The organism is Paenibacillus polysaccharolyticus (assembly GCF_900102085.1).
GTDB classification, from domain to species: Bacteria; Bacillota; Bacilli; order Paenibacillales; family Paenibacillaceae; genus Paenibacillus; species Paenibacillus polysaccharolyticus.
Genome location: NZ_FMVM01000002.1, coordinates 349,593 through 363,710, shown reverse-complemented (window position 1 = coordinate 363,710; position 14,118 = coordinate 349,593). Strand labels below are relative to the sequence as shown.

At 43.9% G+C, this 14,118-nt stretch carries 11 protein-coding genes; 3 read left to right on the top strand and 8 right to left on the bottom strand.

The genetic code is table 11. The features are described 5' to 3' along the window. The first annotated feature begins 66 nt into the window (after positions 1-66). Together BLQ13_RS04095 and BLQ13_RS04090 are read left to right on the top strand one after the other, a co-directional pair. On the top strand, positions 67-1,797 hold the full coding sequence (locus BLQ13_RS04095; RefSeq protein ID WP_090916265.1) for a sensor histidine kinase: 1,731 nt from the start codon (positions 67-69) through the stop codon (positions 1,795-1,797). Continuing rightward, positions 1,775-3,415 (top strand): response regulator, encoded by a 1,641-nt coding sequence (locus BLQ13_RS04090; protein WP_167375631.1) that lies wholly within the window; start codon positions 1,775-1,777, stop codon positions 3,413-3,415. Before BLQ13_RS04095 ends, BLQ13_RS04090 begins: the two co-directional genes overlap by 23 nt. Before the next feature lie 101 nt (positions 3,416-3,516). Here BLQ13_RS04090 and BLQ13_RS04085 read toward each other — a convergent pair whose 3' ends face one another. The 8 genes from BLQ13_RS04085 to BLQ13_RS04050 form a co-directional block, all read right to left on the bottom strand. After that, a complete protein-coding gene (locus tag BLQ13_RS04085) occupies positions 3,517-5,202 on the bottom strand; it encodes an extracellular solute-binding protein (protein ID WP_090916261.1) in 1,686 nt (561 codons plus the stop codon). A 47-nt stretch (positions 5,203-5,249) separates the two neighbouring features. Then, positions 5,250-6,128, bottom strand: a complete 879-nt coding sequence (locus tag BLQ13_RS04080) for a carbohydrate ABC transporter permease (protein ID WP_090916259.1) — start codon at positions 6,126-6,128, stop codon at positions 5,250-5,252. An 18-nt stretch (positions 6,129-6,146) separates the two neighbouring features. Further along, positions 6,147-7,004 (bottom strand): ABC transporter permease, encoded by an 858-nt coding sequence (locus BLQ13_RS04075; protein WP_244159223.1) that lies wholly within the window; start codon positions 7,002-7,004, stop codon positions 6,147-6,149. 373 nt (positions 7,005-7,377) lie between these two features. Then, positions 7,378-8,340, bottom strand: coding sequence for a threonine ammonia-lyase (locus BLQ13_RS04070; protein WP_090916255.1), 963 nt, complete (start codon positions 8,338-8,340; stop codon positions 7,378-7,380). A gap of 12 nt (positions 8,341-8,352) precedes the next feature. Then, a complete protein-coding gene (locus BLQ13_RS04065) occupies positions 8,353-9,357 on the bottom strand; it encodes an ornithine cyclodeaminase family protein (protein WP_090916521.1) in 1,005 nt (334 codons plus the stop codon). A gap of 206 nt (positions 9,358-9,563) precedes the next feature. Beyond that, entirely contained in the window at positions 9,564-10,247 is a 684-nt protein-coding gene (locus BLQ13_RS04060) for a metal-dependent hydrolase (RefSeq protein ID WP_090916253.1), read from the bottom strand. 137 nt (positions 10,248-10,384) lie between these two features. Then, positions 10,385-11,020 carry an FMN-dependent NADH-azoreductase gene (locus BLQ13_RS04055; RefSeq protein ID WP_090916251.1) on the bottom strand — a complete coding sequence of 212 codons (636 nt, stop codon included), beginning with the start codon at positions 11,018-11,020 and terminating at the stop codon, positions 10,385-10,387. Between the two features lie 48 nt (positions 11,021-11,068). Further along, positions 11,069-11,452 carry a tautomerase family protein gene (locus BLQ13_RS04050; protein WP_090916249.1) on the bottom strand — a complete coding sequence of 128 codons (384 nt, stop codon included), beginning with the start codon at positions 11,450-11,452 and terminating at the stop codon, positions 11,069-11,071. A gap of 132 nt (positions 11,453-11,584) precedes the next feature. Here BLQ13_RS04050 and BLQ13_RS04045 point away from each other — a divergent pair, with 132 nt between their 5' ends. After that, positions 11,585-14,113, top strand: a complete 2,529-nt coding sequence (locus BLQ13_RS04045; protein ID WP_090916247.1) for a tetratricopeptide repeat protein — start codon at positions 11,585-11,587, stop codon at positions 14,111-14,113. Positions 14,114-14,118: the final 5 nt, after the last annotated feature.

The window sequence follows — 14,118 nt, the reverse complement described above, 5'->3', positions numbered from 1 at the left end:
TGTACAAAAAGTTATTGTAGAATAAAGGGTAGTCATTATGCTTCTTTGCTGCACAGGGGGAAAAATATGTTGAAGGAAAAGTTTTCAAAAGAAAACGCTTCTATTTTTCAAAAACTGGCGCTAGGCCTGGTTTTGATGTTTGTACTAATCATCCTGATCTTCTGGTGGATCTATCGATTAAACGTAGAAGAAATTCAGCGTGAGCTGCAGAAGAATAAACTGGGCGAAGTACGTTTCATGTCCTCCCAGCTGTCTAATCAATTTGAGCAGGTATTAATGAATGCGCTGACATTATCTGAGGATCAGTCGGTTAGAGGGTATACGTATGCTCTCACTTTCGGGAATGATTTTGCTAAATACAAAGCCAAACTCGAGCTAATGGAGAAGTTGGCCCTTAACAGTGCTTCAACGGCTTGGAACAATACGATCATTCTATATTATCCAGATGAGAAGGCTACCGTATCTTCGGACCGTGAATTTTCATTTCAGCCGTTTGTCATGTCCAAAGATCCGCTGGATAAATGGACGTTACATATGAACAAGGATGGTACGGGGTATTATTCGCATCTTACCAAGGGACATCGAGGACCGATGTACATCGAGATTCGAATATCCTTGGAGGTGTTGCAGAAAATGATGTCTGAATATACTTCCGGAACACCAATGCTCTATGATTCGCATTTTAAGACACCAATCCGGGGAGCAGGCTCCTCACAACTTGCGGAAGCGGATGAACAGGTTATTCCACAACTCAGAGATGATAGCGGTTTCTTCGAAATTGCATATCAGGATCAGAATTATTTCATCAGTTATATGAAAGCAAGTATTCTCGATTTGTACTTTATTGATTACCATCTTACCAATCAATTGCAACAGTCTATCTCACGTAACAATACATTATTTGTGCTGGCGCTGATGGCGATGCTTCTGCTCTCTCTACTGTACACTCTGGCGCTGCGAAATCAGATCCAACAACCGATTATTCGTTTGCGTAAAGCGATTGATCGTTTTGACCGGGGAGATTTCTCCAGCCGTGTTGATGAAACCCAGACTCTTGAGTTTCGAATATTAGGCCGGTCGTTTAACCGAATGGCCGAGAATACCCAGACGTTAATCGAGCAGGTGCTACTTGGAGAGCTTTCGGTCAAAGAGGCCAGGTTGAAGCAGTATCAAGCCCAGATCAATCCACATTTTCTATATAACTGCCTCAACTATATTCAGAGCAAATCCAGTGTCAAAGACTATGAATCTGTAACCGCCATGACCTTGGAACTGGCTGCCTATTGCCGTTATATTCACCGCATTGAAGATATGGATACCACGCTTGGTGAGGAGCTCCGTTTTGTGAATCATTACATGTCCATCATACATATGCGAAAAAAGAGTATTACCTGTGAGATTCATGTGCCAAAACAGCTTCTATCTATTCGCATTCCTCGCATGATCCTGCAACCGCTCGTTGAAAATGGTGTCAAACACGGGATAGAACCTTCCATGGGTCCTGGGAAAATTACAATTCGTGCAGAGCAGGATCAGGAGTTCATACGTATCACGGTTGCAGACAATGGTGTAGGCATGCCAGCAGAACGGCTTGCACTCATCAGTGAGCATATGGATGAATTAACACGTCCAGAAGAACAGATTGGAACAGGAGTCCGAAATGTAAATCAGCGAATCAAGCTTACATATGGCAAACGATCAGGCTTGTCCATACAATCTAACTTATATGAAGGTACCACGTACATCATTACTATACATAAGGAGGATATTGCAGATGCATCAGATTCTGTTAGTTGACGATGAATCCTATGTGATCGACGATCTTGAGATCTCATTCCAATGGGATCAATACCGTATTGAAGGTATTCACAAAGCATACTCCGGCATGCAGGCATTATCCATTCTGGAGGAACAAACGGTAGACATTGTGATCACTGATATTTCAATGCCTGTCATGAACGGACTTGAACTGATACGGCAGATCAAGGCGGTAAAACCCAACCTTCCCTGCATTTTGCTTACCGGTTATGCCGAGTTTGAGTATGCCAAAGAAGCGACGAAATATGGTGTTGTCGAGTATTTATTGAAACCGCTGGATGTCGAAAAGCTGGCATCCTGTCTCGAAAAAACAGTGCTGTCCATTGAAGAACAGATTCGCAGGGCTTTGTCCTATGAACAAGCCATGAACTCATTTCGTGAGCATCTGCCTTCGCTGAAGGACAGATTACTGAATCAACTGATTGAAGGTAATCGTTATTCAGAAGATGTTCTGAACGATAAGTTGGGCCATTATCAGTTACCCTTCAGTGCGGAAGATAATGTGCAGCTTGTTCTGGTGCGGTTGGAAGAGCATTTCACCAGGTATACAACGACCAGCCTGCAATTGTTTGAATACGCTGTGACCAACATTGCATGTGAGTTGTTCAATACGGCTTTTTATACTTGGCACTGTAGGGATCATTACGATTATTTGGTCTTTTTGTTAAAGCCCGCTGGACCTGGAGCCAGCGAAATTGATACTTCACCAGAGACGAATCACAGTGAGCAGCTTACGAAGCAAAATCAAGATCTCACCCATCTTTCCCTGCAGTTGCATCACAATGTTAATGAATACCTGAAAGGTGGCATTTCGGTTATTCTTAGCCATGGAGGCAGACTTCAGCATGATATTCGTGACATGTACGAGCAAGCCCTATCGGCTCTCAAAAAGCAGGTAGGTAACGGCACGGGATACTTTCTTTCCCTCGAGGAAAGTTATCGCCCCGTATCCATTCGTTCTTTGCATATATTATATGAACCTCCAACCTTCAATCATTTACTTGAAACGGCACAATGGGAAGTATTCAAAGAACGTCTACACCGAATTAAGATCGGATATAGTGCGCTACCTGAACAAACCGAAGAACATCTGGATGAGATTCAGATTGTATTGTTATCCGCCTTTCATTACATTGCCCACAAAAACCAAGCGCTGTTGTCTGATCTGGCCGGAAACGAATGGGTTCCACGTGTGCCCTTTCGTTCAGTCTCCCAACTTACGGATTGGGCGGGTAACATGCTTGATCGGCTGCGTATTAAGCTGGAAGAACAGTCTTTTGATGAGCAACATGACGTTATTCATCAGATCAAGACATTTGTCTCTGCTAATCTGCACTCCCTCAGTCTTCAATCGATCGCAGATCATGTATCCTTGCATCCGGTATACGTCTCCAAGCTGTTTAAACAATTTCAAGGTATCAGCTTAAGTGAGTATATTTTAAGCGTGAAAATGGATCTTGCCCTCTACCTACTCAACCATTCCCAGGATAAGGTATATGAGATTTCGGAAAAACTGGGGTATGCCAACTCCCAATATTTCATCAAGGTGTTTCGTGATAAATTCGGGATGACACCGCAGGAATACCGGGAACAGTAATGCGGCATATCGTGAAGAAAGTAGCATAAAACAAAGTAAAAACCGCGCTTCACGTACACAGGTAAATGAAACCCCTTGTACGTAAAGCGCGGTTCGTTTTTTTATTTTATCGTGTCATACCATGCATTAACTTCTTCCGTGATCTCTCTACCTCCAGAAGTCATATACTGCTCCGCAAAAGTATCAAATTCCTCAATCGGCGCTTGGCCATAAATGATTTTGTTCAATACTTCCTTCTCCAGCTTGGTCAGCATATCGCCTCTGGCAACCTGTGTTTTCGTTGGAACACCCGTGAACATTTGAGGCATTACAATATCTTTTTGATCAATGACAATCTTGGCTGCCTTAATCTGTTCAGGGATTCGGTCCGCCAGGTTTTTCTCATACTGAGTGGTCGGCTCTTTGCCATTCGCAAGATCAGCTAACGTATTCATCATCAGGTTAGGAATGATCGCTCCATCAAAGGTTAATGAATAACGGATCGCATCAATCCAGCCGCCCGGAATTTTGTCACTTTGCTGCTCTTTATATACCTCACCGTCAGGGCCGATATCATAATCATATCCTTTGGCAAACCCGTGTACGAATGTTGTACTGTCCGGATTAGCCCAGTGATCAAACAGATAGTTCTGGTATACAAAGAAAGCGTCTTTGTGTTCCATATCTTTGTTGATCAGAACAGCACCCGTACTAATTGGTGTTCCGTGGCGTCCCATTTTACCATCGGGACCAGCAGGAAGTGGATAAGCTTTATATTCAGCACCTGGCACATTTTGCTGCAGATCCGGGATTGGCCAGCCTGTCATCCAATAAGGGCCAACGATAATACCAGACTTGCCGGCAGTGAATGCTTCAGCGGCCTTAGGCTCATCATATAGTCCCGCTTCCTTATCAATATAACCTTTCTGCATCCACTCCTTCATCTTCTCCAGTGCCGGTTTCATCTCGGGTTGGATAGAGCCGTATGCAAGCGAACCGTCTGCTGCTTTATTCCACTGATTCGGCATCGCTCCAAACATACCAAAAATCCAGCCGGATTCTGCCATCCATGTGTTCAAATTGTTTTTGAACCCTACAGAGAGAGCAACGGTGTCTTTCTTCCCGTTTTCATCCGGGTCTTGATTGACGAAGGCATCCATTACCGTTTCTAATTCATCTAATGTTGTTGGTGCCTTCAGGTTCAGCTTCTTAAGCCAGTCTTCACGAATGTACATCACTGGATCATTGTTGTAAGCGTTCTCCAGAATAGGAATTGCCATTCGTTTACCATCACGGATGTAGGGATTCCATACATTCGGATCTTCCGCCATCGCTTTTTTATACGTATCCGAAGCATATTTATCGAACAGTTCTCCTGCATCCACGAATTGACCCGATTCAATTAAATCACTGATTAATGTCTGGCTGCCACGGAAAGAGATAATATCCGGCATTTTTTGACCCGATGTGAGCATTAGGCGAAGTTTGGTCTGGTAAGCATTATTTTGTTCACTGACCGTCCATAAGTACTTAATATCGATCCCTAGTGTATCATGAGCCCACTTGGTATGAACGTTATTTTCAATGTTTTCCCCATTTTTGAATTTCAGGCTGCTAGTGATTGGGAATACCGTCGAAATGGTAACCGGTTCAACATACTTACCATTTTCAAACGGTGCGGAATAAAATTCATTACTGTCGCTAGGCTTTTTCTGTGATGTAGAATCGTTACTGCATGCTGCGAGTACACCAGATAACATTGTAGCAGCCATCAGAATGCGAAGCGGCTTTTTCCATGTTTTTAACATGTTGTCTCCCCCATATCATATAAAATTTAGTTAACCCTGAATTGGTCTTACTCTTTAACAGCACCAAGTACAATCCCTTTAACAAAAAAGCGTTGCAGTAAGGGGTACACCAACAAAATCGGTGCCATGCCAATGAAAATCTGTGCCGCCTTGATCGTCCGTTGTGAGATGTTCTCCAAGTCTTCAGGACGTACTGAAACTTTACTGAAATCTTGCTGTACGATGATCGTCTGCAGGAAGGTGGCGAGAGGATACTTTTCGTGATCCGTCAGGAAAATCAAACCATCGAACCAGGCGTTCCAGTGCCCTACCATGGAGAACAAGGATAGTGTAGCGATGGCTGGCATCGACACGGGCAAAAAGACAGAGACCAATGTTCGAAAGTAACCCGCACCATCAATAAAGGCAGCCTCCTCCAGCTCTTTAGGCACATTGCGGAAGAAATTTAATAATAGAATCATATTCCACACAGATACCGCTCCGGGAAGAATAAGCACCCACATCGTATTGAGCAAATTAAGCTTCTGAATAAGAATGTAAAATGGAATTAAGCCTCCACTGAACAGCATCGTAAATACAAAGTACCAAGTGTAGATATTACGACGTTTGAAGCTTCTATTTTCGCGAGATAACGGATACGCTGCCAGAATGACAACAATCATACTGAGAAGTGTACCCAGCACGGTTCGCTGTACAGCAACCCATAGGGAACGTATAAAGTTTTCATTAGCCAACGTTTTCTCATAAGCATCCAAAGTAAATTCAACCGGAAAGAGTCCGACCAGATTCGCATTGGCAGCTGCTTTACCGCTGAAGGAGACCGCGAGAATGTGGATCAACGGGATAATACAGAGTAACGATAATAAAATTAAGAACGTATAGTTAAACACGGTGAAAACTTTGTAAGGTTTTGTTTTATGATACATGCCGGTAAGGTCTCCTTTCTAGAAAATACGGTAATTTGCAAATTTATAAGCTGCACGGTATGCGAGCACAATCAGAACGAATCCGACAACCGACTTGAACAGCCCGACTGCAGCCGAGAATCCAAACTTCCCGTCGATGAGACCTACCCGATAAACGAAGGTATCAATGATATCGCCCTTATCGTAAACGAGTGGATTATATAGATTGAAAATCTGGTCAAATCCTCCGTTCAAAATATTTCCGAGCGACAATGTGCCTACGACAATCATGATCGGAATCAGGGCAGGAATCGTAATGGACCAGGTTTGTTGCCACCGGCTCGCTCCATCCACTTCAGCAGCTTCATATAGTGCAGGGTTTATACCTGCCAGCGAGGCGAGAAAGATAATCGCGCCGAATCCGAATTCTTTCCAGATATCACTGGTGACCACAACGATTCTAAACCAGGTACCTTCTCCGAGGAAAAAAATTGGTTCCAGGCCAAACACGGCCCCAAGAAACTGATTGATCATACCTTTTGTTGCGAGCATGTCCAGCAGTATTCCGCCAAGAATAACCCATGAAAGAAAGTGCGGCAGATAAACGAACGTTTGTATACTCTTCTTGAAGGTTTCCTTCCGTACTTCGTTGAGGAGTAAGGCAAAGACCAATGGTGCAATCAGACCTCCAATCAGTTTCATTCCCGCAATAATTAAAGTGTTCCAGATCACCTGCACATTCTCCGGCATGCTGAACAGAAATTGGAAATGTTCCAGGCCGATCCAGGAAGATTTGGCAAACCCGAGCCAGGGCTTGTAATCCTGAAAAGCAATGACCAATCCGCCCATCGGTATGTACGCAAATATGAACGTCAAGATGACTGCTGGCAGTAGCATAAGATCCAGTGCCAGTGTTCGTTTAAAGCCTTTTTTGCGTTTGGTGCGCCGGGGACTCGGACGAATCACATCGGCTTGTGTGGGTGTGGTGGCTTTTGCATTACTCATTCGTGTGCTCCCCTTCTTTCTCTATGTTCTGCAGAGATAGGCGTCAGCTCTGTTGTATCTCCGTATATTCAGTATAGATTCACCGCTCCGAAGTCAACATGATAAAACGATAGCTTCGATAACAAATTGTTAATATGACACGTTGTTTGAACGAAAATAACCCTCATGCCTATAGAGCGTTCTCTCCACAGGTAAGAGGGTTATTGATTTACAGGTATAATTCACCGAAAATAACTTAACATGTATTTAGTATGAAGTGTAAGTGTTAGTATTTAGATAAAATATTCAGGAGTACATCTCCATCAATGTTGCCACCGCTTAACACAAGTGCGACATTTCGACCACCGATTCGTTCCCCCTGTTCCATAATTGCTGCAACTACAGTAGCGCTTCCTGCTTCAATAATGTATTTTTCTTCTTTGGCCAGAAAACTTACGGCTCGGCCAATCGAATGCTCCGATACGGCAATAAAATCATCAACATAATCTTTCGCCATCTCGTAACTCAGTTTTCCAACCCCACCAAGAAGTGCGTCACAGAGGGATTCCTCGCTAGGATATTGTTCATATAAAGTATGATCTTCGTAAGATTTAATCATGGCTGGGCAGGCTTCGGTTTGCACTCCAACAATTCGAATGGACGGCTTGATCGATTTGGCAGCAACCGCAATCCCTGTAATCAGGCCCCCACCACCTACTGGCACGACGATCGTATCAATATCCTGGTTTTGTTCTAAAATTTCAATGCCTATCGTGCCTTGTCCACCATAAATCTCCGGATCATCGTAGTAAGGATCAATATACGTTAAATGATGTTCATGAATGTACTTCATGCCGAGCGTATGAGCCTCGTCAAAATCTTTACCTAATTTCATCACTTCTGCCCCGAAATAGTTCATTTTATCAATTTTGCTTTGGGCCGTCGTTTCGGGAACGATCACCTTGACGGTATGAATTCCGAGAATGGAAGCCGCGTAGCTCACAGCACTACCGTGGTTACCTGAAGAAATGGCGGCAACGCCTCTCTTCTTTTCTTCCTCGGATAGCGTCATCATTTTGTTTAAAGCCCCTCGGATTTTAAAGCTCTTTGCTCGTTGGAAGGACTCCAGTTTGAAAAAGTATCTTCTGTTCAGATCGCCTAGATAGAACGACTCTTCAAGTGGTGTTTTCTTCAGGTGTTTATTGATACGATCATATGCTTGTAACACATGTTCATAGTTAAAAGTCATTTCTCTTTCTCCCTAGATGTCAATTTTAACGCCGAGATTTCGTTCCTCTGCAGTCTGCAATGCAGTTTTCGCTGCATATATATCCAGAATCGCCATACCTGTCGCATCAAATATGGTGATTTGTTCGTTTGAGGTTCTTCCCTTTATTTTTCCTAAAATCAAATCCCCGATCTCACCGCGTATATGGCTTTCTGTAATCTTGCCTTCTTTCAGCGGTATCTCAATCTCGCCCACGTGTATACAGTGCTCCCGATCATCTACATATAAGATGGCTTGTGACACTAGGCTGGAGTCAATCTCCTGTTTCCCCGTCATATCTGCACCTATGCAAGAAAGGTGTGTGCCTTCTTTTACCCACTCCCTCTTAATGATCGGCGTTCTGGATGATGTGACGGTGATGATAATATCACTGCTTTTTACAGCTTCTTCTAACGATTCTGCTGCTTCAAACGTAACGTTCTCTAAGTTCGTACCAAATTCAGATTGAAGTCGGTGTGGTAAGGTGTTTACAAAAGTTCTCAGCTTCTCTTGGTCCCTACCGGCCACACAAACCGTTTTCAAGTTCGGAAGCACGGATAAGGCACAAGCGATTTGGAAGATCGCCTGATTGCCAGAACCTACGACAAGGAGAGTTTCAGAGTCTTTTCTTGCCAAGTATTTTGCTCCGATTGCCCCCGAAGCACCTGTACGTATGCCCGTAATATAGGATGCCTCGGTTATGCCTAAGGATCTGCCTGTATCGGCATCAAATACGTTTATAAGCCCCGTCAACGTGGGGAGTTGCTTCGCTTCATTCTCGGCAAACCATGTGATTGTTTTATGTCCAAATACCTTATCACTCTTCAAATATCCTGATTTGATATCCATATCTGCCTTGCCTGGAAGAAAATCGTAGAAGATTGTCGGCCAAGTCTCCGTGTTCTCTTCACTCCTAGCCTTGTATACTGTTTCCACTAAATGTATCACCTGAGGTACATTCAATCCTTGTCTGACATCGTGATCACTTAAAAATCGCATACGGTACTCTCCTCCTTCTTTATCAAAAAAAGCACTGAATCTCATCCCTCCTACATTACATAGGCCCTAGTGGGGATTGAGACTCAATGCTTTTTATCGTTCTTACCCGGGGATAAAAACAAGCATGATATAAAATTTGTAGCTTTATTTTAGCTGAACTTTGTTGAGAATACAACGATTATTCCGTTTGGATATACAAATGAGACTCAGAGTTCAATTCCTTCGCCGGCTTCTAGAACTTTCCCTACTCCACTAGGCAACAGCGCGACAAAGGAATGCGGGTTTTGCTGAATGAACGGAAAGGTATTGAAGTGAATCGGTACCACCTGTTTGGCTTGAAGCCATTCAGCCGCCACAGCCGCGTCTTCGGGTCCCATGGTGTGGTTGTCTCCAATGGGGAGAAAAGCGAGATCAATGGCATGGCGATCACCAATCACTTTCATATCATAAAACAGGCCAGTGTCTCCTGCATGGAACACCGTTTTTCCTTCAGAGGTAAATAAAATTCCTGTTGGCATGCCGGTATACGTAATTTTTTTCGAAATATGGTTTACATAACTTGAACTATGGAAAGCTTGTGTCAATTTCACTCGCCCGAAGTCAAACGTATACGCACCCCCAATGCTCATGGCATGTGTACGAACGCCTTCCCATCCGAGCAGGTCGGCGAGTTCGGGTGAAGCAATAACCAGTGAATTGTTGCGTTTTGCAATGTCTACGGTATCTCCCACATGATCGCCGTGCCCGTGTGTCAGCAGAATAACGTCTGTTTCTATGGTGGATGGATCAAGATCGGTATGTGCGTTTCCGGTAATAAAAGGATCAATTAAAATGATAGTGCCTTGCGTTTCGATCTTTACTACAGAATGTCCGTGGTAAGTTACTTTCATGACTAAATCCTCCTTGAATCAAGATACCCATCCTGCAAATGACGGATAAACCGACAAATGAGTGATGGGTACAATGAGATGCGATACAATTTGGCGTATTGTAATTCCTGTTTTACAGCTTTATTTTATATCTAGCATTAAAATGTTTGTGCTATGCTACGCGCTTGTTCAATGCTTTCGGCTTTGATCTGTGGTGCACGTTCTCCTGCTGTGGATACACCCTCGATAAACAGATGCTGAACGTCTGTGATGCCTACAAAATGAAGTACTGTTTCCAGATGACGGTTGCCATTCTCCCGATCCGCTACAGGACCAGTTGAGTATACTCCGCCACTTGCCTGAATGTGGAACGCTTTTTTGTTTTGTAGCAGGCCAACTGGACCGTTTTCGGTATATTTGAATGTTTTGGCTCTGACACAAAAGGAATCGATATAAGCTTTCATTACGGGAGGATAAGAAAAGTTCCACATGGGTGTCACAAAAACATATTTGTCTGCAGCCACGAATTCTTCGAGAAGTTCATTCAATTGAGTTACTTTTTGTTGCTGTATTTCAGTCAATTGATTGAATGTGCCGCCTGTTTGCAGTTTGCCCCAAGCATCCAATACGTCTGCATCGATGTGTGGGATATTGCGTTGATACAGATCTACGTGCACGACCTCATCTTGAGGGTGACTTTCACGATAAGCTTGTACGAATTGCTCGCCAGCCGAAAGGCTATACGATGTCTCGGGGTTGCCGGGATGAGCTGTTACATATAGTAAAGTTGACATAGTTATGACTTCCTCTCTTATATACGGAATGAATGCATTGTTACAGATCTAGACAATAAACGAAGCAATTCCATTGCCGTATGACCAGTTTTCTTTGGTAACTTCAATCAGATTAATGAATACATCTTCTTTTCGAATCCCCACCTTCTGATGTAACTCTTCAGCGAGCGCTTCATAAAACTCCTTTTTCATTTCGTCAGGACGACCCAGGTTCAAGGTGACCTGAATGATTAGGAAACCCTCACTTCTTTCGATATCCAGACAAGTTGGATCAAAGCTGAAATTTTCTCGATCCAGTTCTTCAATAATCAGAAAACGATCATTTGCGGGCACATGCAGTTTATCCACGATGGTTTGTAAAACAACTTCTTTGAGCTGCGTTTTCTCTTCGTTTGAACGACCTTTCAATGCGACAATGCGAGTTAAAGGCATCGGTGTTACCTCCTTAGTTAATTGGTGTTGATATGAATTATTTTATCTGCTACAATCCAGAACACGAATGTACATGAGTTCGTGTTTGTTCGTGTGCTCAGGTTGCTTAGACTATGAAATTCAGGTGATGTCATGGAAAACGATAAATATACAAATGATTGGCCCCATGAATGGATTAAAAAAATTCGTACAAGGCCTTCTCGGAAAGGCGCTTTTAAAAAAATGCGGCAAGTGGATTTGGCCAAGCGAGCTGGCGTAGATCCAAGGACGGTACAGCAATGGGAGAATGGGGATCGTCTCCCCAGTATTGGAAGCCTGAAGCAGATCATTCAGGCTTTTTGGGAAGAAGGACTTTTTCTAGAGGATGCTGCTATAGAGGAAGCTACAATGTTATGGAATACCGTCAAGCGATTCTCGGAAGCGCGTTCGGCGTCAGGTCGTGAATTTGCAGATTTTGATCAAACATGGTTCAACACCCTCATGGCAAGTGAAACTGTGCAACGTGAGGCTGTGAAAGAAGTGTCCACAACACCGTTCAAGGCAGCAGTACGATTACGCAATCGACCCTCCACCTTTGTCGGACGACAACATTCCAGAGAAGTGCTGACTGAGAAATTGATTGATCATGCTCTGATTTCTATCATCGGACCTGGTGGGATTGGCAAAACGTCTTTTGCTACCGAATTGGCTTCCACACTCACAGCTCGTTTTTCGCAAGGAATATATATGTTTGAATTTGGTACAATCCATGATGCACATGACGTATATCCTTTGCTTTTATCTACATTGGGGCTGACCACCCAGGGGAAGATGTCGGATGAAGCTGTGATCATTGAAGTGATACGTCATTATGAGCTGCTGTTTATTTTTGATAACTGTGAACATATCATTGATACAATTGCTGAGGTAGCGGAATTCCTTTTGATGGAAACACCAGACCTACGAATAATAACCACCAGTCGAGAGCCTCTTAATATCAGTGAAGAATTGGTTTATCGCCTTCCTCCACTCTCTTATCCTGCGCAGGAGGACTTATCGGATGTACATACTGAATCAGAATGGATGAGTTATGAAGCGATCCAGCTGTTTGTGGAACGAGCCAGCGTTCTGGTTCCGCACTTTGTGCCTACGCTTTCAAATTTGAAGCAAATCGGTGCAATTTGCCGGAAAATTGAGGGCATACCTCTAGCGATTGAGCTTACGGTAGCACGAATGAACATGTTGAGCTTGGGACAGATTGAAGAACGTCTCACTCAGCAGCTTACCCTTTTGACTTCAGGTAAACGAACCGCCGGTCCTCGGCACCATACACTGCGTTCAACCATTGATTGGAGTTATCATCTGCTGACAGGCAAGGAACGCCTTTTGCTCCAAAGGTTAAGTGTATTTGCGGGCGGTTTCACGCTGGAAGCAGCAGAAGCAATCTGCATATGTGAACCGGATCTGTCTGGCCAGAAAGACCCTATTACGGTCGAAGATATGCTCGATCTTTTATCGGGTCTGGTTAACAAGTCTCTTGTCTCCACCGGGATTGATTCGCACCATGGCTCTATTCGTTACTCTTTGCTGGAGGCAATCAAGGAATATGCCACAGATAAATGGAACGAACAATCTGATGATGAAAAACGTAGTACCCTCTCTATGCGACATATGGAATATTACAAAGGCTATTTAATTCAGGCTGAAGCCTGCTTCAGAACGATTGAACGAGAGCTTAGTATCGAATCTGTGAGAACGGAATACGCCAACTTAAGTGCTGCACTTCAATGGTGCTATGCTCATGTTCACGCACGTGCATGGGGTCTTCATCTGGCGGCCCATCTGTATGGGTTCTGGCTTCACGAGGGCAGATTGAAGGATGGATTGTTCTGGCTGGAACGATTTTTGCATGTAGAAGAATCAAACGATGGTTCTACAACGGATTGTGCCAAAGCATGGCACGGGTTAGGCATCATTCAATTTGTTCAAGGGAACATCCAATCGGGAATGGACGCTGCAACACGCAGTGTGGAGCTAGCCCGTGAACAACAAGACAATTCCCTGTCTGCCTCTTCCCTTCGCTTGCTTGCTTTTATCTACATTCGGCAGAACGATCTTCAAAAAGCGGAGGTAATGGCACAACAGAGCGTAGAATTGGCAAGAAGTATCAATGACTCTTGGAATCTTGCTTCTTCACTGCATGCGTACGGCAAAATTCGTTTGGAACAGCAACGTTATACAGAGGCTTCCAACTTGCTGGAAGAGAGCGTGCGTCTTTTCCAAATGGTAAAGGACCCATGGGAACTATCTGGCCCGTACGAATGTCTCGGGTATTCCGCGTTGAAACGCGGGGAAATGAATCAAGCGGTTGAATATTTCAAGAAATGTATCGCTGCAAGTCAGATCTACCGCGGTTCCTGGGTTCTTTCTCGTGGAGTTGAGGGTTTGGGAATAACATTATGTGCTCGGGGAGCATTAATGGAAGCCGCATTATTACTCGGTGCTTCCGAGAAAAGGCGTCAGTCCTATGGCGGGGATAAGCAACCGAGCTTTCCAGAAGAATATTTGGAATGTGTGGAAGCCATCCATCAAGGTTTACAGCAGCACGAATGGCAGATTTGGTGGAATAAAGGGGCAGACATGAGCCAAGCGCGAGTCCTTGCTTATGCGCTCGAATTGTAGAATGA

Bases quoted from the DNA above. Each gene is read 5' to 3' on its own strand.
- BLQ13_RS04095 (WP_090916265.1), top strand. From the start codon at position 67: ATGTTGAAGGAAAAGTTTTCAAAAGAAAACGCTTCTATTTTTCAAAAA.
- BLQ13_RS04090 (WP_167375631.1), top strand. From the start codon at position 1,775: ATGCATCAGATTCTGTTAGTTGACGATGAATCCTATGTGATCGACGAT.
- BLQ13_RS04085 (WP_090916261.1), bottom strand. From the start codon at position 5,202: ATGTTAAAAACATGGAAAAAGCCGCTTCGCATTCTGATGGCTGCTACA.
- BLQ13_RS04080 (WP_090916259.1), bottom strand. From the start codon at position 6,128: ATGTATCATAAAACAAAACCTTACAAAGTTTTCACCGTGTTTAACTAT.
- BLQ13_RS04075 (WP_244159223.1), bottom strand. From the start codon at position 7,004: ATGCTACTGCCAGCAGTCATCTTGACGTTCATATTTGCGTACATACCG.
- BLQ13_RS04070 (WP_090916255.1), bottom strand. From the start codon at position 8,340: ATGACTTTTAACTATGAACATGTGTTACAAGCATATGATCGTATCAAT.
- BLQ13_RS04065 (WP_090916521.1), bottom strand. From the start codon at position 9,357: ATGCGATTTTTAAGTGATCACGATGTCAGACAAGGATTGAATGTACCT.
- BLQ13_RS04060 (WP_090916253.1), bottom strand. From the start codon at position 10,247: ATGAAAGTAACTTACCACGGACATTCTGTAGTAAAGATCGAAACGCAA.
- BLQ13_RS04055 (WP_090916251.1), bottom strand. From the start codon at position 11,020: ATGTCAACTTTACTATATGTAACAGCTCATCCCGGCAACCCCGAGACA.
- BLQ13_RS04050 (WP_090916249.1), bottom strand. From the start codon at position 11,452: ATGCCTTTAACTCGCATTGTCGCATTGAAAGGTCGTTCAAACGAAGAG.
- BLQ13_RS04045 (WP_090916247.1), top strand. From the start codon at position 11,585: ATGGAAAACGATAAATATACAAATGATTGGCCCCATGAATGGATTAAA.